Here is a 24,083-nt window from a genome sequence, read left to right as displayed (position 1 = left end):
TCATCCTCGGGGGTAGAGCACTGTTTCGGCTAGGGGGCCATCCCGGCTTACCAACCCGATGCAAACTGCGAATACCGAGGAATGTTATCACGGGAGACACACGGCGGGTGCTAACGTCCGTCGTGAAGAGGGAAACAACCCAGACCGCCAGCTAAGGTCCCAAAGTCATGGTTAAGTGGGAAACGATGTGGGAAGGCACAGACAGCCAGGATGTTGGCTTAGAAGCAGCCATCATTTAAAGAAAGCGTAATAGCTCACTGGTCGAGTCGGCCTGCGCGGAAGATGTAACGGGGCTAAACCATGCACCGAAGCTGCGGCAGCGACGCTTAGGCGTTGTTGGGTAGGGGAGCGTTCTGTAAGCCTGCGAAGGTGTGCTGTGAGGCATGCTGGAGGTATCAGAAGTGCGAATGCTGACATAAGTAACGATAAAGCGGGTGAAAAGCCCGCTCGCCGGAAGACCAAGGGTTCCTGTCCAACGTTAATCGGGGCAGGGTGAGTCGACCCCTAAGGCGAGGCCGAAAGGCGTAGTCGATGGGAAACAGGTTAATATTCCTGTACTCGGTGTTACTGCGAAGGGGGGACGGAGAAGGCTATGTTGGCCGGGCGACGGTTGTCCCGGTTTAAGCATGTAGGCGGAGGTTCCAGGTAAATCCGGTACCTTTTTAACGCTGAGGTGTGATGACGAGGCACTACGGTGCTGAAGCAACAAATGCCCTGCTTCCAGGAAAAGCCTCTAAGCATCAGGTAACAACGAATCGTACCCCAAACCGACACAGGTGGTCAGGTAGAGAATACCAAGGCGCTTGAGAGAACTCGGGTGAAGGAACTAGGCAAAATGGTGCCGTAACTTCGGGAGAAGGCACGCTGATATGTAGGTGAAGCCCCTGCGGGTGGAGCTGAAATCAGTCGAAGATACCAGCTGGCTGCAACTGTTTATTAAAAACACAGCACTGTGCAAACACGAAAGTGGACGTATACGGTGTGACGCCTGCCCGGTGCCGGAAGGTTAATTGATGGGGTCAGCCGCAAGGCGAAGCTCTTGATCGAAGCCCCGGTAAACGGCGGCCGTAACTATAACGGTCCTAAGGTAGCGAAATTCCTTGTCGGGTAAGTTCCGACCTGCACGAATGGCGTAATGATGGCCAGGCTGTCTCCACCCGAGACTCAGTGAAATTGAAATCGCTGTGAAGATGCAGTGTACCCGCGGCAAGACGGAAAGACCCCGTGAACCTTTACTATAGCTTGACACTGAACACTGGTCCTTGATGTGTAGGATAGGTGGGAGGCTTTGAAGCGTGGACGCCAGTCTGCGTGGAGCCGTCCTTGAAATACCACCCTTTAATGGCTGGTGTTCTAACGTAGACCCGTTACCCGGGTTGCGGACAGTGTCTGGTGGGTAGTTTGACTGGGGCGGTCTCCTCCTAAAGAGTAACGGAGGAGCACGAAGGTCAGCTAATCCTGGTCGGACATCAGGAGGTTAGTGCAATGGCATAAGCTGGCTTGACTGCGAGAGTGACGGCTCGAGCAGGTGCGAAAGCAGGTCATAGTGATCCGGTGGTTCTGAATGGAAGGGCCATCGCTCAACGGATAAAAGGTACTCCGGGGATAACAGGCTGATACCGCCCAAGAGTTCATATCGACGGCGGTGTTTGGCACCTCGATGTCGGCTCATCACATCCTGGGGCTGAAGTAGGTCCCAAGGGTATGGCTGTTCGCCATTTAAAGTGGTACGCGAGCTGGGTTTAGAACGTCGTGAGACAGTTCGGTCCCTATCTGCCGTGGGCGCTGGAGAATTGAGGGGGGCTGCTCCTAGTACGAGAGGACCGGAGTGGACGCATCACTGGTGTTCGGGTTGTCATGCCAATGGCACTGCCCGGTAGCTAAATGCGGAAGAGATAAGTGCTGAAAGCATCTAAGCACGAAACTTGCCCCGAGATGAGTTCTCCCTGACCCTTTAAGGGTCCTGAAGGAACGTTGAAGACGACGACGTTGATAGGCCGGGTGTGTAAGCGCAGCGATGCGTTGAGCTAACCGGTACTAATGAACCGTGAGGCTTAACCTTACAACGCCGAAGCTGTTTCGGTGGATTTGAGACGATTTTCAGCTGATACAGATAACAGAATTTGCCTGGCGGCTGTAGCGCGGTGGTCCCACCTGACCCCATGCCGAACTCAGAAGTGAAACGCCGTAGCGCCGATGGTAGTGTGGGGTCTCCCCATGCGAGAGTAGGGAACTGCCAGGCATCAAATAAAAAAACCCCGTACCTTCAGGTACGGGGTTTTTTGCTTTCTGGTCTTCTCACAGATCTCTTACCATGCTAATTAAATTTGTGATCGTTATCACAATGTCATTTATAACAAAAATATAACATTTTGTTTACGGGTTCGCCTGTCAGGTCATCCTGCCAGGCAGACCGAAGTCTTTGGCTGGAGCAAAATTACAATGACAGAAACGGTTACATCGAACGGGATGCTGGATAACAGCGATACCCGACGTCGGATTTGGGCAATTGTCGGAGCATCATCAGGTAATCTGGTGGAGTGGTTTGATTTTTACGTTTATTCGTTCTGCTCGCTCTACTTCGCACATATCTTTTTCCCTTCCGGTAATACCACCACACAATTGCTGCAAACCGCAGGGGTTTTTGCTGCCGGGTTTTTAATGCGTCCGATAGGCGGCTGGATATTTGGCCGCATTGCCGATCGAAAAGGGCGAAAAACGTCCATGCTGATCTCCGTCTGCATGATGTGTTTCGGCTCTTTGGTTATCGCCTGTCTGCCCGGCTATGAAACTATTGGCACATGGGCACCGGCCTTACTGCTGTTAGCGCGTTTGTTCCAGGGGCTCTCCGTTGGAGGAGAATATGGTACAAGCGCGACATATATGAGTGAAGTCGCAGTGGATGGACGTAAAGGTTTTTATGCATCCTTCCAGTACGTAACGCTGATAGGTGGTCAGCTTTTGGCTATCCTGACCGTGGTGATCCTGCAACAGATCTTGAGTAATGAAGATCTCCGCGCCTGGGGATGGCGTATTCCTTTCGCACTCGGCGCAGTGCTTGCTGTTGTGGCGCTGTGGTTACGTCGTCAGTTGGACGAAACGTCGCGAAAAGAGGTGAGAGCGTTAAAAGAGGCAGGCTCATTTAAAGGCTTGTGGCGTAACCGAAAGGCATTTTTGATGGTGCTCGGCTTTACGGCTGGCGGTTCGCTCACCTTCTATACTTTCACCACCTATATGCAAAAGTATCTGGTTAATACCACGGGTATGCACGCTAACGTGGCGAGTATGGTCATGACGGTGGCGCTCTTTGTATTTATGCTCATTCAGCCCATCATCGGCGCGCTGTCGGATAAAATTGGCCGTCGTAGCTCAATGCTAATTTTCGGCGGATTGTCGGCGTTATGCACCGTGCCCATTCTGACGGCACTCCAGCATGTTTCATCTCCTTATGCCGCTTTTGCCCTGGTGATGGCCGCGCTAATTATTGCCAGTTTTTATACCTCTATCAGCGGTATTCTTAAGGCAGAGATGTTTCCGGCTCAGGTACGTGCGCTGGGTGTCGGGTTATCTTATGCGGTAGCTAATGCACTGTTTGGCGGCTCGGCAGAATACGTTGCCCTGTCATTAAAATCGATGGGGAGTGAGACGACCTTTTTCTGGTACGTCACGCTGATGGGAGCGCTGGCATTTGTTGTCTCTTTGATGCTGCACCGAAAAGGGAAAGGCGTCCGTCTTTAGCGATCCGCCAGTTGCCAGACGGCATAGCCGGTGGTCGCACCGGCTATGTCCCAGGCGAAATCTTTCCAGCTCCATCCGCTTCCTGTTGGTCGGCTATCCCAGAACTCTTTTGAGGCTCCAAGGCTCACAGAAAACAGAAAGCCAATTGCTGCACTGCGGTCGCGGCTGTAGCCCTGGTGCTGCGCGTATTCATTACCTGCCGCAGATAACATGGCGGAGGCAAGGAAGTGTTGAGCTTTATCCTGACCATGCCATTGATCGTTAGCCATATGGCTGCAGCCGGAAAGAAGTAAAAGACTAAAAACCAGAGCGAAACGCATGGCAGCCTCAATAAAAAAGCCCTGTCAGGATCAGGGCTTGTGGATCACAGAATGCGGCTGATCAACCGATCGATTCTAATACGACGTAAACGGCGAATGAGTTTACGCACCTTCACCGGATAGTCGGCGATACTTTGCAGATCGCGGTAGTGACGTACCACAGTGGTATGGGTGCGGATCAGCTCCAGCTCACGGTCGCGCGGCACGGCCAGTTCTTGACGTGGGTCGTGGATCAGAATGGCATTTTCGAGATCAAGACGCCAGGCGCGTGGATTAAGGTTATTACCGGTCAGCAGCATCCATTCATCATCAACCCACATTCCTTTCAGATGATAGCTGTTGTCTTCATCTTTCCAGAGACGCACAACCAGCTGATCGGTATTCACATAATACTGCAGGCGGCTCAGGAAGCGACGCAGGTTAATCTCATAGAGATAAGGCAGGGCGCCGATAATCTTAAACGGCTGATCTTCCGGAATATAAAAGTCGTTCGCTGTTTTGTCGCCAACGATAATTTCCACTTTTTTACCGTCGCGCAAAAGCTGAATGATATTACGCACCAGCACGGCCGGCAGGTTAAAGTACGGTGTACAGATGGTCAGCTTATGCTCTGTGCATGGCATCAGATGGAAGATGGTTTTATTGAGCAAGCTGGATTTACCCAGCCCCACCAGAGGGGTCACTGCAAGCTGTTCGTTATCCGCATCACCCTGAAAGTGGAACATGGCATCACGCAGTTCCTGGCGGAAGAGCCGAACGTCATTTTTGATCTCCGGGCTTTTGGGTCGATGCGGATCGTCAAGGCGATTCACGCCGCGGCCGTGCACCAGGTTCTGATCCACCCACTCGAACATGACGTCAGCCATGCGGGCATTACGCACCAGGTGGTAGCGATCGTAACGGTATTTATCCAGCTGATGCAGATAGACATCGTTGAGACTCGCGCCGCTATACAGCACGCTGTCATCAATGATAAAGCCTTTGAAATGAAGGACGCCAAGGGCTTCGCGGGTGTTCACAGGGACACCGTAAACGGGGACGTCTACGCCGGGATTTTCCTGCGCCATTCGGCAGTACCAGTCGGCGTTAGTGTTGGACGCAGCCGCGCCAATGCGACCGCGCTGGGCACGATGCCAGTCGACCAGAATGCGGACATCCAGCTCCGGGCGTTGACGTTTGGCCTCGTAAACGGCGCGCAGGATCGCGCTGCCACCTTCATCCTGTTCAAGATAAAGAGCAATAATGCAAATACGATGCGTTGCGCTGGCAATTTTTTCCAGTAGCGTTTCCCGAAAATCGGCGGGAGCATAAAAGAACTCTACATCATCAACTGACTGAGAAATCTTCGGTAGTTGAGCAAGGTGTTGTTGATGTTTATTACGCTTAAATTTTGACAACATCACAGTGCGTTTCTTCTCTGTTCATTGAAGGATTATATGTACTATGCAGACGACAGAAGCGGGCAATCATACCATCAGTGCCGTTTAAAGTGGTCAACATTTCCAGTACCTTACTCTTGTTTACCTGCTGACATCAGTTGCAAAGTCAGTCCGACAATTCCATCTTCAAGCTGAATATCAACGGTAAAACCCAGTTTTCGCGCCAGGGCGACCATGCCACGATTGTTCGGCATAGTAATGCCATTGAGTCGGATCAGTCCGTGATCGCGCGTATAGCTGATGAGCTTTTCGAGTAATCGTCTTCCCAGCCCCAGACCTTTCAGATCGGAGCGGACAAGCACCGCAAATTCCGCATCCACGTTATCAGGATCGGAAATAGCACGTGTGACGCCAAGGATTTCATCGCCCTCTTCAGTACGCCGGACGGCAACAAAAGCCATTTCCCGATCGTAGTCGATCTGCGTCATATTGGCTAAATCTTCGTGGGTAAATTCGTTGATTTCACTAAAGTAGCGATAGTACAAATCTTCTTTTGTGACCTGGGCGATAAAGCGCTGCAGTTGAGGTTCATCCTCTGGGAGAATGGGGCGGAACAGCGACAGTTCGCCATTCTTCATTTCCACCCACTCTTCGAGCTGATGGGGGTAAGGGCGGATAGCGAGCCGGCTTTCACGATCCCCCGTATAAGCCGCCACATCCATCGTGACATCGAGCGCCGTCAGTTCGCAGCCGGATACCAGTAAGGGGTGAATATCCAGGCGCTGAATTTCCGGGCTATCGACAATCAGGTTCGATACCTGCACCAGAAACTGGCTAAGTGCAGCGATATCAAGTGGTCGCAAGGCGCTGCGCCCGCGAATTTTCTTACTCTTGATCCCCTGAATCACCAGATAACGCGCCAGGTTCATGTTCAGTGGCGGCAGGGCGACCACCGCCTGCTCTTCAGGGCGCCACTCCACTCCCCCTTCACCCAGCATAATCAGAGGGCCGAAGACCGGATCGTGTTCCACCACCACCCGTAACTCCTGCGCGCCCGCGCGGTTGGCCATGCTCTGCACCAACAGGCCGTGGATACGCGCCTGAGGCCAGGTCATTTTAACGCGATCGATGATGGCGTCCGCCGCCTGCTGAACCTCTGCCGCGGTACGCAGGTATAACATCACCCCCTGGACTTCAGATTTATGTGGAATATCGGGTGAACGCAGTTTGAGTGCAACGGGATAACCGATCTGCTCGGCAATATGCACGGCTTCCGCACTGTCGCTGGCAATCCAGGTGGGTAACGTATGCAAACCATAGGCATTGAGGATTGGCTGAACTTCATGGGTATCCAGCGAACGCGCGCCATCATCAATGGCGCGTTGTAACAGGTTATGCGCATGGCCCGTATTGGCCGTCAGATTCCCCGGCAGGGCAGGCGTTTCACGCAGCTGTTTCTGGTTACGCCGGTACTCGACCATATGCATAAAAGCAGTGACAGTGCCCTCCGGGGTACGGTAAGTGGGCAGTCCGGCCTCGCTGAACAGTCGTCGCGCCTCCTGCGACGAAAACTCACCGCACCAGTTGGTCAGAAGCGAAACGTATTTTCCACGCGGATGCTTTTTCACAGTATCAATCAGTGCACGGGCGCTTTCGCTACCTGGCGCTACGGCGCTCGGTGAGTGAATGACCATCAGAGCGTCAAAATCCTGGCTATCCAGCAAGATATTCAGCGCGCGGAGATAATTCTCGCTGCTGGCGTCGTCGCGTAAGTCGAGCGGATTACCTGGCTCCACGCCGGGCGGTAGCGTCTCACGCAGGCGCTGCAGACTCTCTTCGCTGAGCGTGGCCAGCTTCCCGTTACGCAGCCAGAGTTCGTCAAGCGCCAGCGCTGCCGGTGCGGCGCCGTTGCTGATGATCATCAGGCGTTCACCCCGAAGCGGACGCATATGGCTGAGCGTTTCGACAGCGGAAAAAAGTTCGTGGGTGTCCTGAACGCGCAGTAAGCCGGCACGCTGAATGGCGGCATCCCATGCTGGATCCATTCCGGAATGCGAGTGTAAAAGACGCTGGGCGGCCGGGCTACGTCCGCTTTTGATCACCAGAATAGGTTTGTTACGCGATGCGCTGCGTGCGGCCGACACGAAACGTCGCGCGTCGCTGAGATGCTCAAGATAGAGCAGGATCGCGCTGGTTTTGGTATCGCGCGCCAAAAAATCCAGCAGCTCATCAACATCAATGTCAAGGCTGTCGCCCAGCGCGATGAAGTAAGAAAATCCCATCTCGCGCTGCTGGGCCCAGTCGAGGATCGTATTGGAGACCGCCGCCGACTGGGAAATGAAGGCCAGTTTGCCTTTACGTATCGGAACGGGGGAAAAACTGGCATTCAGCCCCTGCCACGGTGCCAGCAGCCCCAGGCTGTTTGGTCCCAGCAGTCGCATCTGGTATCGCGCAGCGCAGGCCAGCAGCTCCGCCTGCTGTTCAGGGGGCGAAGAGAGAATGATGCAGGTTTTACAGCCTTTTTTCCCCAGCGCATCGAGTAGCGTAATGTTACGCCGGGCGTGGGTACAGAGCACCGCGAGATCGGGAATGAAGGGCAGGCTGTCCACGTCCGGCCAGGCAAGGACACCCAGTACTGCCTTATACGCAGGAGTCACCGGCAGTATCGGGCCATTAAAGCCACCCGCGAGCAGGTTACGCATCATCAGGTAACCGGCGCGCTCGGGTTTCATCGACGCGCCAATCACGGCAATGGATTTAGGACGGAGTAAGGCTTCCAGACCACGCTGGCTCATACAGGTCTCCTGAAAAGGCGAGTGACCTGATGATTTTAAACGTTTTCCGCCTCTGCCGCTGTGATGCTTCCCTTATGAATCGTTTTTCCCGTCAGATAGCGTTCGCGAAAACGAGAAAAGTGATCGCCCAGCGCGCTCGCCGCCTGCACATCTCCCGCCAGATCCAGCAGGGCAATGGCCACTTCGGCAGTGCAGTACTGACCATCGGCATGGGCTTCACGTAGCTGGTAAGCCGACACGCGCGACAGATCGACGGAGATCACCGGCAGGTCATCCAGATACGGGCTTTTGCGAAACATTTTCCGCGCCTCGGTCCAGGTGCCATCCAGCATAATAAACAGCGGTGGCTTGCCGGACGGAGGTGCGGTAAGCACCTGGCGCGTCTCTCCAGCGTAAGAGGCCGGGAACACCACCATCGGTTGATAGTCAGGACTGGCGACCAGATCGAGCAGCGCCTGGGGCGGCTCGGTGCGTGACCACTGGAAGGCGGCGGTATCCGGTAACATATCGGCAATCAGCCGCCCGGTGTTGCTGGGCTTCATCGGTTCGGTATCGAACATCACCAGACAAAAACGACTCTGGGCATGGCTGGGCGTAAGCGTCGCGCACAGGCACTGTTTAAGCGGCAACAGGCAGCGCTGACAACGTCGAATACGGTTGCCACGGGCAAGGAAAGGGCGGGTCGCACGCGCCAGGCGTTCGGCGCGCAATTGCAGTACGGCGTTATCAGTCATGGGGAGAGCGCAGAAAAAACGCCATTCTCGCAGAGGTGAGAGTGGGGCACAAGTAACGTGCCCCGGTAATATCAGAGGGATTCGTTCAGCCAGCTGTCGAAAGGTGCTTTAGGCACGGCGCCGTTCAGCATATCGACAACTTCACCATTTTTGAAAATCATAATGGTCGGGATACTGCGAATGCGGAAGCGGGTGCTCAGCTCGCGTTCGGCCTCCGTATTCACTTTTACGAAACGCATTTTACCGCTACGCTCTTCGGCGACATCCTCAAAGATCGGGGCAAAGTTGCGGCACGGACCGCACCATGGTGCCCAGAAATCGACAACAACCGGCAGATCGTCCTTCAGCAGTTTATCCAGAGTTGCGCCGGTAGCATTAATCACGTCGCCATCGAACAATTCATGACCGCAGCGTCCGCATTTTGCTCCGTCATCAATTCGATCATCCGGAATGCGGTTAAGAGCCTGGCAGTTGGCACATACGGTATTCATAACTAACCTCAGGTAGAGCAGGGGGACAAAGCGGCAAGATGCCGGTTATGTTTCTAAGATGTTACATATTATCAACGACCCTGTTTGAAACGACAATGCGTTTTGTTCAATGAGACCAATAGTCACAGGCTTTTATACGAAGTAATGGCTATGCGCGGGGACATCGGGTAATCTGCGCGCTTCGCGCAGCGCAGGTGGAGAAAAGCATGAATGACGAACTGAAAAACAAAAGCGGCAAGGTCAAAGTGATGTATGTCCGCAGTGACGATGACTCTGATAAACGCACCCAAAATCCGCGTACCGGAAAAGGCGGCGGGCGTCCAGGGCCATCTCGTGCAGACGGTGGCCGTCGCCCCGCCCGCGATGAGAGAAACAGCCGCGGTGATGACCGCAAACGTGACGATCGTAAGCGTGATGATTTCAAACGTGACGACTTCAACCGTGACGCCTCGCCATGGCGTACCGTTTCCCGCGCGCCGGGTGACGAATCAAAAGCGCCTGTCGATCATGGCAGCATGGCCGGTAAAACGCTTATCGATCCGGAAGTGATCCGTCGTCAGCGTGCGGAAGAGACCCGCGTCTATGGCGAGAACGCCTGTCAGGCCCTGTTCCAGAGCCGTCCTGATTGCATTGTACGCGCCTGGTTTATCCAGAGCGTGACGCCGCGTTTTAAAGAAGCGCTGCGCTGGATGGCGGCCAACCGCAAAGCCTACCACGTTGTGGATGATGCAGAGATCACCAAAGCGTCCGGTACCGAGCACCATGGCGGTGTATGCTTCCTCATTAAGAAACGTAACGGTACCTCCGTGGCGCAGTGGGTCAGCCAGGCGGGCGAAGATGACTGCGTGCTGGCCCTGGAAGACGTAGGCAATCCGCATAACCTCGGCGCCATGATGCGCAGCTGCGCGCATTTCGGCGTCAAAGGCGTTCTGTTGCAGGATGCCGCGCTGCTGGAGTCCGGAGCGGCAATCCGCACGGCGGAAGGCGGAGCGGAGCATGTTCAGCCGATCACCGGCGACAGCGTTCTGGACGCGATCGAGCAGTTCCGTAAAGCGGGCTACGCCATCGTGACCACCTCCAGCCATAAAGGCACGACGCCGCTGTTTAAAGCGACACTGCCACGTAAGATGGTGCTGGTGCTGGGTCAGGAACGAGATGGTCTGTCTGATGCGGCACTGTCCAGCGCCGATCTGAGCGTGTCCATTGACGGTACCGGTAATGTCGAGAGTCTCAACGTATCCGTTGCGACTGGCGTTCTGCTGGCGGAGTGGTGGCGTCAGAACAAAGCGTAATCCCGCTTTGCCTGTAGGCCGGGTAAGTCGAAGCCGCCTCCCGGCAATATGCCCGGTGGCGCGACGCTTACCGGGCCTACATATCTTAATTACTCGCTTTCAGCCGGTAACTCCGGCATCCAGTCGATCGGCGTTTCGCCCTGTTTTTCCAGCCACTCATTCGCCAGCACAAAATGATTGCAGCCGAAAAAGCCGCGATGGGCTGACAGCGGTGACGGGTGCGGTGCTTTCAGCACGTGATGGCGCTGGGTATCAATAATCGCCCCTTTCTTCTGTGCGTGCGATCCCCAGAGTAAAAACACGACGCCTTCCCGGTGTTGGTTAATCAGGCTGATGACCTTGTCCGTAAATGTCTCCCACCCGAGGCTGGCATGAGAATGGGCCTGTCCGGCGCGAACCGTCAGCACGGTATTCAGCAGCAAAACTCCCTGACGCGCCCAGCTTTCCAGGTAACCATGAGCAGGCCGGGTAAAGCCGGGCACGGAGGCTTCCAGTTCTTTATACATATTCAGCAGGGAAGGGGGAATGCCGACGCCCGGTCGCACCGAGAAGGCCAGACCGTGTGCCTGACCCGGCCCGTGATACGGATCCTGCCCCAGGATGACCACTTTGACGTCGGCCAGCTCGGTAAAGCGAAAGGCGTTAAATACATCTTTCTGTGGCGGATAAATGGTGATGCCGTCCTGACGTTCAGCGGCAACGGTGTTCATGGTATTAACGAAGTAAGGCTGTTTTTTTTCATCGGCCAGTACGTCGTGCCAGGTTAAAGGTGCTGTCATCTCGCTCTCCTGCGAATTCTCTCTGTGTTTAGCTTAACTGCTTATGACGATGGAACAAAATTCGCGAGATAAAAACGTTACATCACTGAAAAATATTGAAAACTTACACATATTTTTTAAGGTGAGTGAGGGTGAAAAATTGATATAAAACAATAATCATCTCCTATCACCCTTTTGCTGGTGTGGTTTTTGTTGATTTATATCAATGAATGACGGTGGTTTGACTGATATATATACACTCAAGCAACAATGGTTTTACCAATTGCCCTGATGAACAGGGCGACACCCAATATTGTAGTTTAAGGGAGGCATCACATGATTACTGGTATTCAGATTACTAAAGCTGCTAACGACGACCTGCTGAACTCTTTCTGGCTGCTGGACAGCGAAAAAGGTGAAGCGCGCTGTGTTTGTGCAAAAGCAGGCTTTGCTGAAGACGAAGTTGTTCAGGTTAACGCGCTGGGCGAGTTCGAATATCGCGAAATCCCGATGGAAATCAAACCCGAAGTCCGTGTTGAAGGCGGTCAGCATTTAAACGTTAACGTGCTGCGTCGTGAAACGCTGGAAGATGCCGTTAAGCATCCGGAAAAATATCCGCAGCTGACCATCCGTGTTTCTGGTTATGCAGTACGCTTCAACTCACTGACTGCGGAACAGCAGCGCGACGTTATTGCCCGTACCTTTACCGCCAGCCTGTGATCGTTGCCAGCGTGCAGACAAAAAAAAGCCGGGTTTTAACCCGGCTTTTTTATTACTCTTCTTTCTGTGAAGCTGGTTCGCTGCCACTAGGCTTACGACGCTTGCCCACGTTTTTGGTGTCACGGTGGCGTTGTTTAACGCGCGGTTTCTCTTTTTCTTTCGCTTTTTTCTCAGCGCGTTTAGCGAGCACCTTTTTGGAAGGTTTACCCGTCATTTTTTCACTTGGTGCGCGGGTGCTCGGACGCAGCTCGTCGATCACGCGAGCCTTCAGCGGCTCTTCAACGTAACGTCCAATTTTTTGCAGCAGCAGATGGTCGTGCGCTTCGACCAGCGAAATAGCGGTGCCTTTACGACCGGCACGACCGGTACGGCCAATGCGGTGCAGATAAGTATCCGCAGTACGCGGCAGATCGAAGTTGAATACGTGGCTGACATCGGGAATATCAATCCCGCGCGCAGCGACGTCGGTCGCTACCAGCACGTTCACGCGACCATCGGTCAGGCGTTTGATAGCTTCGTTACGTTTAATCTGCACCATCTCACCTTCGAGATAGCAGTTATTGATACCCGCCTCACGCAGCCAGGTCGCCAGCTCATGCACGCGTTCACGTTTGCGCACAAAGACGATAGAACGGGTGGCTTCCGGCTGTTTCAGCAGGTGGATCAGCAGCGCTGTTTTATGCTGAATATCATCGGCACGGTAGTACCACTGATGGATTTTCTTACGCTCGCGCGTGGACGGATTAGCAGAAACCTCAACCGGATCTTCCAGCAGACGCTCGGCAAAGTCTTTAATCGCATCGCCTTCGAGCGTCGCGGAGAAAAGCATGGTCTGCTTACGCCAGCGGGTCTCACCGGCAATATGCTCGATATCCTGCGCAAAGCCCATATCCAGCATACGGTCGGCTTCATCAAGGATTAATGTTTCCACCGCACGGCAGTCGAAGTTCTCTTCTTTAATGTATTGCAGTAAACGTCCGGTCGTCGCTACGACGATATCCTGATTTTCACTGAACACTTCGGCGTGGTTCATGTAGGCCACACCGCCGGTAATGGTTGCGATATCCAGATGGGTATTCTTCGCCAGCTCACGGGCGTGATCGGCAACCTGCATCGCCAGTTCACGGGTTGGGGTGAGGATCAAAATACGCGGCGGGCCTGATTTCTTACGCGGAAAATCCAGCAGATGCTGCAACGCAGGCAGCAAATAGGCTGCCGTTTTACCCGTACCTGTTGGCGCAGAACCGAGCACGTCACGGCCCTCCAGTGCAGGCGGAATAGCCGCTTCCTGAATAGCGGTCGGGCGTGTAAAGCCTTTTTCCTGGAGCGCGTCCAGAAGGCTTTCGTCGAGTTCAAGTTCGGAAAATGTCGTTACAGTCATGTTCTACCTCTGTGTGGGGCGCTGATTATAGACGTTACGGCTGCAATCTTCATCTGTTTGTGTGGATATCCCTTTTACGTCGTTGCGCTTTCACCTATGCTACTCCCGTTTCATTTTGAAGGTTGCTCCGACATGTCTCAACTCAAAGCGCAGCTGCGCCGCGATGGTTTTACTTTTAAGCAGTTTTTTGTCGCTCACGATCGCTGTGCAATGAAAGTTGGCACTGATGGCATTTTACTGGGGGCATGGGCACCGGTAGCAGGCGTTAAACGTATCCTCGACATTGGCAGCGGCAGCGCATTGTTAGCCCTGATGCTGGCGCAGCGCACCGAGCCGTCCGTCACGCTCGATGCCGTTGAACTGGATCCTGAGGCAGCCGGGCAGGCCGCCGAAAACGTGGCGGAATCCCCCTGGGCTTCGCGCGTGTCGCTCCATTGTGCGGATGTTCTTACCTGGGCGCCAGAGCAAACGGCCCGCTATGACTTAATTGTCAGCAATCCTCCCTATTATGAGCCGGGCGTCGGGTGCGCAACCCCTCAACGTGAGCAGGCGCGGTATACCGGCACGCTCGATCATGGCGCGCTGTTAGCCTGTGCCGCGGGGTTGATCTCCGAAGAGGGATTTTTCTGCGTGGTGTTACCGGAAAGTGCAGGCAGCGCATTTATTGCCAGTGCGCTGGAGATGGGCTGGTTTTTACGCCTGCGCACCGATATCGCGGAAACCGACGGCAGGCTACCCCACCGGGTACTGTTGGCGCTGTCGCCGAAAGAGGGTGAATGCTTCAGCGACAGGCTGGTGATCCGTGGGTCAGATCAGCGTTATTCCGATGACTACACGGCGCTGACCCACCCCTTCTATTTATTTATGTGAGTGAGCGGTGAGAGCACGGACGGCCCGGAATACTCAAGCTGCTCCGGGTAGTCGAGCGTGTAATGCAAACCGCGACTCTCTTTACGCATCATTGCGCAGCGCACAATCAGTTCCGCCACCTGAACCAGATTACGTAATTCCAGCAAGTTATTGGATACGCGGAAGTGCGCGTAATACTCGTCAATTTCCTGCTGAAGCATGGTGATTCGTCGCAGGGCGCGTTCCAGGCGCTTGGTCGTGCGAACAATCCCAACATAATCCCACATAAAGAGACGCAGCTCGTGCCAGTTATGCTGGATCACAACCAGTTCATCCGGGTTTTCCACGCGGCTTTCATCCCAGGCAGGCAGGTTTTCTGCCTGGCGGGCATAAGGCATGCGCTTCGCAATATCTTCCGCCGCAGACCAGCCGTAAACCAGACACTCCAGCAGGGAATTCGATGCCATACGGTTAGCGCCATGCAGGCCGGTATAGCTCACTTCGCCGATGGCATACAAACCGTCTACATCGGTCCGGCCATAATCGTCCACCATTACGCCGCCGCAGGTATAGTGCGCTGCGGGCACCACTGGCATTGGCTCTTTTGTGATGTCGATGCCTAACCCTAACAGTTTTTCATAGATCGTCGGGAAGTGCTGGCGGATAAAGGCTTCAGGTTTGTGGCTGATATCCAGATACATGCAGTCCACGCCCAGGCGTTTCATCTCATGATCGATGGCACGGGCCACAACATCACGCGGAGCCAGCTCGCCCCGCTCGTCGAAATCGAGCATAAAGCGCGTGCCGTCCGGGCGCTTTAAGTGCGCGCCTTCACCGCGCAGGGCTTCGGTCAGCAAGAAATTGCGTGCCTGCGGATGGAACAACGCGGTGGGATGGAACTGGTTAAATTCCAGATTGGCAACGCGGCAGCCCGCGCGCCAGGCCATGGCAATGCCGTCGCCTGACGAAATATCCGGGTTAGTGGTGTACTGATACACTTTGGAAGCACCGCCGGTCGCCAGCACCACCGATTTTGCCCGGCAGGTTTCCACCTTCTCTTTATTACGGTTCCAGACCCAGGCTCCCACGACACGCCGCGTGCCCGGCAGACCAATCTTATCGGAAATGATCAAATCCACCGCATTGCTGCGCTCAAGTACCTGAATATTTGGATGGTTTAACGCCTGGCTGACCAGTGTCGTTTCAACTTCCTTACCGGTGGCATCAGCGGCATGCAGGATACGGCGATGGCTGTGCCCGCCTTCACGCGTCAGGTGGTAACTCTCTTCCCCGTTGGCCTGCACGTGCGTGTCAAAGAGTACGCCCTGATCGATGAGCCACTGCACACAGTGACGGGCATTGCCGGCGACAAATTCAGCGGCGTGTCTGTCCACGATTCCGCCGCCTGCAATCAAAGTATCTTCGACATGGGAGTCGATACTGTCAGTTTCATCAAACACCGCCGCAATCCCGCCCTGAGCATAGAAGGTTGAACCTTCGCTGACAGGCCCTTTACTGAGGACAATCACTTTCTGGTTTGAGGCGAGTCGTAGCGCCAGTGAAAGGCCGGCGGCACCGCTGCCGATGATCAATACGTCACAGGTGAGTTCGGAAATTGCGTTCATGGTGTGTGTTTAATTTACTAAACAATGTTTGGTCAGCATAGCATTCGAATGCGATGAATCGCACGTTTTTTTTATGGTTGGTTGCAAGGACTAAACACAGGCAGGGGAGAGATGAAGGATAAAAAGCGTGAAAATATTTTGCGAAGCAGATCGTTAGCTTCAGATTTTGTGGTGAAATAAAGCCCGTCTTGCGTTACCCTGCAAGCGGGAAAATACCATTTCTTATCAGAAACTGGGTGCGTATCGTTATCAGACTTATAATGATAGAAAATGAACAGTCTGCGACGTGATTAACAAAAACAAAGGCGTGACGGAACTAATTGAAAAAAAGACCCTCAAAGCAACTGCTTGCTCACAGTGCAGTGTTTGGAGTGGCGTTTCGATAACGCGTGGATTTTAGGTTTGGGGAGACATTACCTCGGATGAGCGAGCAGTTAACGGACCAGATTCTGGTTGAACGGGTCCAGAAGGGAGATCAGAAAGCCTTTAACTTACTGGTGGTGCGCTACCAGCATAAGGTGGCGAGTCTGGTGTCCCGCTATGTACCGTCAGGGGATGTTCCTGATGTGGTGCAAGAGTCTTTCATTAAGGCCTATCGGGCGCTGGAATCTTTCCGGGGAGATAGTGCTTTTTATACCTGGCTGTACCGCATTGCCGTTAATACGGCTAAGAACTACCTCGTCGCTCAGGGGCGTCGTCCGCCTTCAAGCGATGTAGACGCTATCGACGCTGAAAATTTTGAAAGCGGCGGTGCGTTGAAAGAAATTTCGAACCCTGAGAACTTAATGTTGTCAGAAGAACTGAGACAAATAGTTTTTCGCACCATCGAGTCGCTCCCGGAAGATTTACGCATGGCAATTACGTTGCGGGAGTTAGATGGCCTGAGCTATGAAGAGATAGCCGCTATCATGGATTGCCCGGTCGGTACGGTTCGCTCACGGATTTTTCGTGCGCGAGAAGCTATTGATAATAAAGTTCAACCGCTAATCAGGCGTTGACGATAGCGGGATACTGGAAAAGGTATTAGGCATGCAGAAAGAACAACTTTCCGCTTTGATGGATGGTGAAACGCTGGACAGTGAGATGCTCAATGAGCTCTCTCGCTCTCCTGAGATGCAAAAAACCTGGGAGAGTTATCATCTCATTCGCGATACCCTGCGCGGCGATACCAGCGATGTCCTCCATTTTGATATCTCAGCTCGTGTAATGGCTGCCATTGAGAACGAACCTGTTTCTCAGGCTACCCCGCTGATCCCTGAAGCCCAACCTGCACCGCACCTGTGGCAGAAGATGCCTTTCTGGAACAAAGTGCGCCCCTGGGCGAGTCAACTGACTCAAATGGGCGTGGCTGCTTGCGTATCGCTTGCAGTTATTGTTGGTGTCCAGCACTATAACACTCAATCTGAAGTCAGCCAGCAACCAGAAGCGCCAGTGTTTAACACACTGCCGATGATGGGCAAAGCCAGCCCGGTAAGCCTGGGCATTCCTTCTGATGCATCGGCAGGCGCCGGTCAGCAGCAGCAGGTTCAGGAGCAGCGCCGTCGTATCAATGCGATGTTGCAGGACTATGAATTGCAGCGTCGTCTGCATTCCGAGCAGCTTCAGTTTGAACAGGCGCAAACTCAGCAGGCCGCTGTGCAAGTGCCAGGAAACCAAACTTTAGGAACGCAATCGCAGTAATGAAGCAACTTTGGTGCGCCATGTCTCTGATGGCGGGTAGCCTGTTGTTCACTGTCAACGCCTCGGCTGATGTATCGTCCGGGGCGTTGTTACAGCAAATGAACCAGGCCAGCCAGTCACTCAACTACGAGCTGTCTTTTATCAGTATCAATAAGCAAGGCGTAGAGTCGTTACGTTATCGCCATGCCCGTCTTGATAAACAGCCGCTTGCCCAGCTTTTGCAGATGGATGGTCCGCGCCGCGAAGTTGTGCAGCGTGGTAACGAAATCAGCTATTTTGAGCCGGGTCTCGAACCCTTTACGCTGAACGGCGACTACATCGTTGATTCGCTGCCTTCGCTCATCTATACCGACTTCAAACGACTCTCTCCTTACTACGACTTTATTTCCGTAGGACGTACCCGTATCGCCGACCGGCTCTGCGAGGTTCTGCGAGTGGTTGCAAGAGACGGAACCCGTTACAGTTATATTGTCTGGATGGATGCGGAGACCAAGCTGCCGATGAGGGTCGATCTGCTGGATCGTGACGGCGAGACGCTGGAACAGTTCCGGGTGATCTCTTTTACCATTGACGATCAGGTCGGCAACAGTATGCAGAACCTGGCAAAAGCTAATCTGCCGCCGCTGCTCTCCGTACCTGCAGGGGATACCGTCAACTTTAACTGGGCGCCAGACTGGATCCCTCAGGGTTTCAGCGAAGTCTCCAGCAGTCGACGTCAGCTGCCAACTATTGATACCCCGGTGGAATCCCGGCTCTATTCCGACGGCTTGTTCAGCTTCTCGGTTAACATTAATCGGGCAACGCCGATCAGCGCCGATCAGATGCTGCGTACCGGGCGTCGTACCGTCAGTACCACGGTGCGTGATAATGCAGAGATCACCGTAGTGGGTGAACTGCCGCCGCAGACGGCTAAACGTATCGCTGACAGCATTAAATTCAGGGCGGCACGATGATCAAAGAGTGGGCAACTGTCGTTTCATGGCAGAAGGGCGTCGCGCTGGTCAGCTGTGATGTTAAAGCATCCTGCAACAGCTGCGCTTCCCGCGCCGGTTGTGGAAGCCGGGTGCTGAACAAACTCGGGCCGCAGACCTCACATACTATCAGCGTGCCCAGCGAACAGCCGTTGGTAGAAGGACAAAAAGTCGAGTTGGGGATTGCCGAAGGCAGCCTGCTTGGCTCAGCCATGCTGGTGTATCTTTCTCCGCTGTTGGGGCTATTTGTTCTGGGCGGTCTGTTCCAGGTACTCTTTGGCACCGATCTGGCCGCGATGTGCGGTGCAGCGCTGGGCGGAGTGGGCGGCTTTTTACTGGCTCGCGGCTTTTCTTCCCGGCTTGCGGTGCGGGAAGAGTGGCAGCCCGTGATTCTCAGCGTAGGATTGCCACCCGACCAGCTACGTGTTGAAACGCTCTCTTCAGAAGCCCGGTGATATCACCGGGCTTTGTTTTATTTACATCTCATAAAAGAAAACGCCGGATCTTCGCGCTAAGCTTGCTGGAAGAGCATTTCCCGGTGAAGGAGATGTAGTGTAGAATGCTGCGTTTTCGCACTGAAAAACGTCAGGCTAAGAACAGCGGCCTCCAGGAATTCGTAAGGCATAATTATTTAACTATATGAAGAACATACGTAACTTTTCGATCATTGCTCACATTGACCACGGTAAGTCGACGCTGTCTGACCGTATTATCCAGATTTGCGGTGGCCTGTCTGATCGTGAAATGGCAGCCCAGGTTCTGGACTCCATGGACCTGGAACGCGAACGCGGTATTACCATTAAAGCGCAGAGCGTTACGCTCGACTATAAAGCGTCTGACGGTGAAACCTATCAACTCAACTTTATCGACACCCCAGGCCACGTTGACTTCTCCTATGAAGTTTCCCGTTCGCTGGCGGCCTGCGAAGGCGCGCTGCTGGTGGTTGATGCCGGACAGGGCGTAGAAGCCCAGACCCTGGCTAACTGCTATACCGCGATGGAAATGGATCTCGAAGTGGTGCCGGTTCTTAACAAAATCGACCTGCCAGCGGCGGATCCTGAGCGCGTAGCGGAAGAAATTGAAGATATCGTCGGTATCGACGCGACGGACGCAGTACGCTGCTCGGCAAAAACCGGCGTGGGTGTGACCGATGTCCTGGAACGTCTGGTGCGCGACATCCCGGCGCCAGAAGGCGATCCGGAGGGGCCGCTGCAGGCGCTGATCATCGACTCCTGGTTCGATAACTATCTCGGCGTGGTCTCGCTGGTGCGTATTAAAAACGGCACCATGCGTAAAGGCGACAAGATTAAAGTGATGAGCACCGGACAGGTCTATAACGCAGACCGTCTGGGTATCTTCACGCCAAAACAGGTAGACCGTACCGAGCTGAAGTGCGGCGAGGTAGGCTGGCTGGTGTGTGCCATTAAAGACATCCTCGGCGCGCCGGTGGGCGATACCCTGACCGCTGCCCGTAACCCGGCAGATAAAGCGCTGCCAGGCTTCAAAAAGGTAAAACCGCAGGTTTATGCGGGTCTGTTCCCGGTAAGCTCTGATGACTATGAGAACTTCCGCGACGCGCTCGGTAAACTGAGCCTGAACGATGCTTCCCTGTTCTATGAGCCAGAAAGCTCCACGGCGCTGGGCTTCGGCTTCCGCTGCGGCTTCCTCGGCCTGCTGCACATGGAGATCATTCAGGAGCGTCTGGAGCGTGAATACGATCTGGATCTGATCACCACGGCACCGACGGTAGTCTATGAAGTTGAGACCACCTCCAAAGAAGTTATTTACGTCGACAGCCCATCCAAGCTGCCGCCGCTGAACAACATTGCTGAACTGCGCGAGCCTATCGCGGAGTGTCATATGCTGCTGCCGCAGGAGTTCCTCGGTAACGTCATCACGCTGTGTATCGAAAAACGTGGCGTGCAGACCAATATGGTTTACCACGGTAACCAGGTGGCATTGACCTATGAAATCCCAATGGCAGAAGTGGTGCTCGACTTCTTCGACCGCCTGAAGTCGACTTCTCGTGGCTATGCGTCGCTGGATTACAACTTCAAACGCTTCCAGGCCTCTAACATGGTGCGTGTGGACGTACTCATCAACGGCGAGCGTGTCGATGCACTGGCGCTGATCACCCATAACGATAATGCTCCGTATCGCGGTCGTGAACTGGTCGAGAAGATGAAAGACCTCATCCCACGCCAGCAGTTCGACATTGCGATTCAGGCGGCCATTGGCAACCACATTATCGCCCGCTCTACGGTAAAACAGCTGCGTAAAAACGTTCTGGCAAAATGCTATGGCGGTGACGTCAGCCGTAAGAAAAAGCTGCTCCAGAAGCAGAAAGAAGGTAAAAAACGTATGAAGCAGGTCGGAAACGTTGAGCTGCCGCAGGAAGCGTTCCTCGCCATTCTGCACGTGGGTAAAGACGGAAAATAATCCTTAAGGAGTTGGCATGGCGAACATGTTTGCCCTGATCCTGGTGATTGCCACCCTGGTGACCGGGCTGTTGTGGTGTCTGGATAAGTTTATCTTTGCCCCTAAGCGTCGCGAACGTCAGGCCTCCGCACAGGCGGCCACGGGTGACCAGCTGGATGCGAAAACCCTGAAGAAAGTCGGCCCTAAACCGGGCTGGCTGGAGACAGGGGCTTCAGTCTTTCCGGTGCTGGCCATTGTGCTGGTGGTGCGTTCGTTTATCTATGAACCTTTCCAGATCCCATCCGGTTCGATGATGCCAACGCTGCTGATCGGTGATTTTATTCTGGTAGAGAAGTTTGCTTATGGCATTAAAGATCCAATCTACCAGAAGACGCTGATTGAAACCGGGCATCCTAAACGCGGCGATATCGTGGTGTTTAAATATCCGGACGATCCGCGTCTGGATTACATCAAACGCACCGTCGGCGTGCCGGGTGATAAGGTAACTTATAATCCGGTCTCCAAAGAGGTGACGATCCAGCCTGGATGCAGTTCCGGAACGGCCTGTGGAAGCGCATTACCGGTAACCTATTCCGGTGTTGAACCGAGCGACTTCGTGCAGACGTTTGCCCGCCGCAACGGCGGCGAAGCAACCAGCGGCTTCTTCCAGCTGCCGAAAGGCGAGACCAAAGAGAACGGTATTCGTCTGAACGAGCGCAAAGAGACGCTGGGTGATGTAACGCACCGCATTCTGACCGTCTCTATCGCGCAGGATCAGCTGGGGATGTACTACCAGCAGCAGGGCCAGCAGCTGGCGACCTGGATCGTACCGCCGGGACACTACTTCATGATGGGCGATAACCGCGACAACAGCGCGGACAGCCGTTACTGGGGCTTTGTGCCGGAAGCGAACCTGGTGGGTAAAGCGACCACCATCTGGATGAGCTTTGAGAAACAGGAAGGCGAATGGCCAACCGGCGTACGTCTGAATCGTATTGGCGGTATCCATTAATTCCTGATAAATGAGCACGTAGTCTCTTTAATTAGAGGCTACGTGAATTATTTAAACGATAATTCTCTTCTGACTAACGACAACCCCTGTCGTTGCGTATAGAATATTCCCCCGAAGTTTAAGGTTGGCGCTGACTTCAGAGCCACGGCACACGAAACCGCGTTGGTTTTCTCAGGTCGGTTTCGTGTGCTGCATTTTTGACGCATTCATTTATTGGTATCGCATGAACCCCATCGTAATTAATCGGCTTCAACGGAAGCTGGGCTACACTTTTCATCATCAGGAGTTGTTGCAACAGGCATTAACCCATCGCAGTGCCAGCAGCAAACATAATGAGCGACTCGAATTCCTGGGCGACTCCATTTTAAGTTTTGTTATTGCGAATGCGCTTTATCACCGTTTCCCACGTGTGGATGAAGGCGATATGAGCCGCATGCGCGCAACGCTGGTACGTGGCAATACGCTTGCCGAAATTGCCCGTGAATTTGAACTGGGTGAATGCCTGCGACTCGGGCCTGGCGAACTGAAAAGCGGCGGCTTCCGTCGTGAATCTATTCTCGCGGATACCGTCGAAGCGTTAATCGGTGGCGTTTTCCTCGACAGTGATATCCAGACGGTGGAGCAGCTGATCCTTAACTGGTATCAAACGCGTCTGGATGAAATCAGCCCGGGTGATAAACAGAAAGATCCAAAAACCCGTTTGCAGGAGTATTTGCAGGGTCGCCATCTGCCGCTGCCATCTTATCTGGTGGTGCAGGTTCGTGGCGAAGCACACGATCAGGAGTTTACCATCCATTGCCAGGTCAGTGGCCTGAGTGAACCGGTGGTTGGCACAGGTTCAAGCCGTCGTAAGGCGGAACAGGCTGCCGCCGAACAGGCGCTGAAAATGCTGGAGCTGGAATGAGCGAAGAAAAAAGTTATTGCGGATTTATTGCCATCGTCGGACGTCCGAACGTAGGCAAATCAACCCTGCTGAATAATCTGCTGGGACAAAAGATTTCCATCACCTCCCGCAAGGCGCAGACCACGCGTCACCGTATTGTCGGCATCCATACCGAAGGGGCGTATCAGGCGATTTATGTCGATACCCCGGGTCTGCATATGGAAGAGAAGCGCGCCATCAACCGTCTGATGAACAAGGCGGCGAGCAGCTCTATCGGTGACGTTGAGCTGGTCATTTTTGTTGTCGAAGGCACCCGCTGGACGCCAGACGACGAGATGGTGCTGAACAAGCTGCGCGACGGTAAAACGCCGGTGATCCTCGCGGTCAACAAAGTGGACAACGTGCAGGAAAAAGCCGATCTGCTGCCGCACCTGCAGTGGCTGGGTAGCCAGATGAACTTCCTGGATATCGTTCCGCTCTCTGCCGAAACCGGTCTGAACGTAGATACTATCGCGGGCATCGTGCGTAAGCACCTGCCGGAAGCGACTCATCACTTCCCGGAAGAGTACATCACTGACCGTTCTCAGCGCTTTATGGCGTCTGAAATCATTCGCGAAAAGCTGATGCGTTTCCTCGGTGCTGAACTGCCGTACTCCGTTACCGTTGAGATCGAACGTTTCCAGACGAACGAGCGCGGCGGGTATGACATCAACGGGCTGATCCTCGTTGAGCGCGAAGGGCAGAAGAAGATGGTGATTGGTAATAAAGGCGCCAAAATCAAAACCATCGGTATCGAAGCCCGTAAAGATATGCAGGAGATGTTCGAAGCGCCGGTTCACCTTGAACTGTGGGTGAAAGTGAAATCTGGCTGGGCCGATGACGAGCGCGCGCTGCGCAGCCTCGGTTACGGCGACGACGCTTAGTATTTCATACTCTATGGCTTTCGAGGTGCAGGAAGGCGGCAAGGCCGTGAATCCCCGGGAGCTTACTCCGGTAAGTGACTGGGGTGAATGGGTGCGGCCAACGCACCTGCAGCT

Annotated in this window: 21 protein-coding genes and 2 rRNA genes; 15 read left to right on the top strand and 8 right to left on the bottom strand. The window is 54.0% G+C overall.

From position 1 onward, the window contains the following. From MXM41_RS07385 to MXM41_RS07375, 3 genes are all read left to right on the top strand, one after another. Window positions 1–2,062, top strand: a 23S ribosomal RNA gene (locus MXM41_RS07385); the annotation flags it as partial. Between the two features lie 64 nt (window positions 2,063–2,126). After that, a 5S ribosomal RNA gene (rrf, locus tag MXM41_RS07380) occupies window positions 2,127–2,242 on the top strand. 200 nt (window positions 2,243–2,442) lie between these two features. Beyond that, on the top strand, window positions 2,443–3,738 hold the full coding sequence (locus MXM41_RS07375; protein ID WP_325930802.1) for an MFS transporter: 1,296 nt from the start codon (window positions 2,443–2,445) through the stop codon (window positions 3,736–3,738). Here MXM41_RS07375 and MXM41_RS07370 read toward each other — a convergent pair. The 5 genes from MXM41_RS07370 to trxC all read right to left on the bottom strand — a co-directional run bounded on the left by MXM41_RS07370 (window position 3,735) and on the right by trxC (window position 9,457). Beyond that, window positions 3,735–4,058, bottom strand: a complete 324-nt coding sequence (locus MXM41_RS07370; RefSeq protein WP_325930800.1) for a YfiM family lipoprotein — start codon at window positions 4,056–4,058, stop codon at window positions 3,735–3,737. The two genes, MXM41_RS07375 and MXM41_RS07370, sit on opposite strands and share 4 nt — an antisense overlap. 44 nt (window positions 4,059–4,102) lie before the next feature. Beyond that, window positions 4,103–5,458: a CDP-diacylglycerol--serine O-phosphatidyltransferase gene (gene pssA / locus MXM41_RS07365; protein ID WP_325930799.1), complete on the bottom strand. Its 1,356-nt coding sequence runs from the start codon at window positions 5,456–5,458 to the stop codon at window positions 4,103–4,105. A gap of 110 nt (window positions 5,459–5,568) precedes the next feature. Next, on the bottom strand, window positions 5,569–8,232 hold the full coding sequence (locus tag MXM41_RS07355; protein WP_325930798.1) for a GNAT family N-acetyltransferase: 2,664 nt from the start codon (window positions 8,230–8,232) through the stop codon (window positions 5,569–5,571). A gap of 35 nt (window positions 8,233–8,267) precedes the next feature. Beyond that, window positions 8,268–8,966 carry a tRNA-uridine aminocarboxypropyltransferase gene (locus MXM41_RS07350; protein ID WP_325930796.1) on the bottom strand — a complete coding sequence of 233 codons (699 nt, stop codon included), beginning with the start codon at window positions 8,964–8,966 and terminating at the stop codon, window positions 8,268–8,270. Window positions 8,967–9,037: 71 nt separating this feature from the next. Continuing rightward, a complete protein-coding gene (trxC, locus tag MXM41_RS07345) occupies window positions 9,038–9,457 on the bottom strand; it encodes a thioredoxin TrxC (protein ID WP_325930795.1) in 420 nt (139 codons plus the stop codon). Window positions 9,458–9,663: 206 nt separating this feature from the next. On the opposite strand from trxC, the gene MXM41_RS07340 reads away from it, so the two are divergent. Then, the gene (locus tag MXM41_RS07340; protein ID WP_325930794.1) at window positions 9,664–10,749 is read left to right on the top strand and encodes a tRNA/rRNA methyltransferase; all 1,086 of its coding nucleotides are present in this window, start codon (window positions 9,664–9,666) and stop codon (window positions 10,747–10,749) included. Between the two features lie 89 nt (window positions 10,750–10,838). Here MXM41_RS07340 and ung read toward each other — a convergent pair whose 3' ends face one another. After that, entirely contained in the window at window positions 10,839–11,528 is a 690-nt protein-coding gene (ung, locus tag MXM41_RS07335; RefSeq protein ID WP_325930793.1) for a uracil-DNA glycosylase, read from the bottom strand. A 315-nt stretch (window positions 11,529–11,843) separates the two neighbouring features. Here ung and grcA point away from each other — a divergent pair, with 315 nt between their 5' ends. Continuing rightward, a complete protein-coding gene (grcA, locus tag MXM41_RS07330; protein WP_103180763.1) occupies window positions 11,844–12,227 on the top strand; it encodes an autonomous glycyl radical cofactor GrcA in 384 nt (127 codons plus the stop codon). 52 nt (window positions 12,228–12,279) lie between these two features. Here grcA and srmB read toward each other — a convergent pair whose 3' ends face one another. Continuing rightward, window positions 12,280–13,608 carry an ATP-dependent RNA helicase SrmB gene (gene srmB, locus MXM41_RS07325; protein WP_325930792.1) on the bottom strand — a complete coding sequence of 443 codons (1,329 nt, stop codon included), beginning with the start codon at window positions 13,606–13,608 and terminating at the stop codon, window positions 12,280–12,282. 132 nt (window positions 13,609–13,740) lie between these two features. On the opposite strand from srmB, the gene trmN reads away from it, so the two are divergent. Continuing rightward, a complete protein-coding gene (gene trmN, locus MXM41_RS07320; protein WP_325930790.1) occupies window positions 13,741–14,478 on the top strand; it encodes a tRNA(1)(Val) (adenine(37)-N(6))-methyltransferase TrmN in 738 nt (245 codons plus the stop codon). On the opposite strand, the gene nadB is transcribed toward trmN, so the two are convergent. Beyond that, window positions 14,463–16,082, bottom strand: a complete 1,620-nt coding sequence (gene nadB, locus MXM41_RS07315; RefSeq protein ID WP_325930789.1) for an L-aspartate oxidase — start codon at window positions 16,080–16,082, stop codon at window positions 14,463–14,465. The genes trmN and nadB overlap by 16 nt on opposite strands. Window positions 16,083–16,439: 357 nt before the next feature. Between nadB and rseD the strand changes: the two genes are divergently transcribed. The 9 genes from rseD to era all read left to right on the top strand — a co-directional run bounded on the left by rseD (window position 16,440) and on the right by era (window position 23,969). Continuing rightward, window positions 16,440–16,508, top strand: a complete 69-nt coding sequence (gene rseD, locus MXM41_RS22815) for a rpoE leader peptide RseD (RefSeq protein WP_231313890.1) — start codon at window positions 16,440–16,442, stop codon at window positions 16,506–16,508. After that, window positions 16,505–17,080, top strand: a complete 576-nt coding sequence (rpoE, locus tag MXM41_RS07310) for an RNA polymerase sigma factor RpoE (RefSeq protein WP_032613187.1) — start codon at window positions 16,505–16,507, stop codon at window positions 17,078–17,080. The genes rseD and rpoE overlap by 4 nt, the downstream gene beginning before the upstream one ends. 31 nt (window positions 17,081–17,111) lie before the next feature. After that, window positions 17,112–17,762: an anti-sigma-E factor RseA gene (gene rseA / locus MXM41_RS07305; RefSeq protein WP_039029767.1), complete on the top strand. Its 651-nt coding sequence runs from the start codon at window positions 17,112–17,114 to the stop codon at window positions 17,760–17,762. Continuing rightward, the gene (gene rseB, locus MXM41_RS07300) at window positions 17,762–18,715 is read left to right on the top strand and encodes a sigma-E factor regulatory protein RseB (RefSeq protein WP_325930787.1); all 954 of its coding nucleotides are present in this window, start codon (window positions 17,762–17,764) and stop codon (window positions 18,713–18,715) included. Before rseA ends, rseB begins: the two co-directional genes overlap by 1 nt. Then, window positions 18,712–19,188, top strand: a complete 477-nt coding sequence (gene rseC, locus MXM41_RS07295) for a SoxR-reducing system protein RseC (protein WP_325930786.1) — start codon at window positions 18,712–18,714, stop codon at window positions 19,186–19,188. The genes rseB and rseC overlap by 4 nt, the downstream gene beginning before the upstream one ends. Before the next feature lie 184 nt (window positions 19,189–19,372). Continuing rightward, window positions 19,373–21,172, top strand: coding sequence for a translation elongation factor 4 (gene lepA, locus MXM41_RS07290; protein ID WP_325930785.1), 1,800 nt, complete (start codon window positions 19,373–19,375; stop codon window positions 21,170–21,172). 16 nt (window positions 21,173–21,188) lie between these two features. Beyond that, window positions 21,189–22,163: a signal peptidase I gene (gene lepB / locus MXM41_RS07285; protein WP_325930784.1), complete on the top strand. Its 975-nt coding sequence runs from the start codon at window positions 21,189–21,191 to the stop codon at window positions 22,161–22,163. Window positions 22,164–22,386: 223 nt separating this feature from the next. Further along, window positions 22,387–23,067, top strand: a complete 681-nt coding sequence (gene rnc / locus MXM41_RS07280) for a ribonuclease III (RefSeq protein ID WP_039029762.1) — start codon at window positions 22,387–22,389, stop codon at window positions 23,065–23,067. Continuing rightward, window positions 23,064–23,969, top strand: a complete 906-nt coding sequence (era, locus tag MXM41_RS07275; protein ID WP_325930783.1) for a GTPase Era — start codon at window positions 23,064–23,066, stop codon at window positions 23,967–23,969. The genes rnc and era overlap by 4 nt, the downstream gene beginning before the upstream one ends. Window positions 23,970–24,083: the final 114 nt, after the last annotated feature.

The sequence above is a fragment of the Leclercia adecarboxylata genome, from assembly GCF_035787115.1.
Taxonomy (GTDB): domain Bacteria; phylum Pseudomonadota; class Gammaproteobacteria; order Enterobacterales; family Enterobacteriaceae; genus Enterobacter; species Enterobacter adecarboxylatus_E.
The sequence above is the reverse complement of the archived record's forward strand: the minus strand, read 5'-3'. Positions and strand labels throughout refer to the sequence as shown.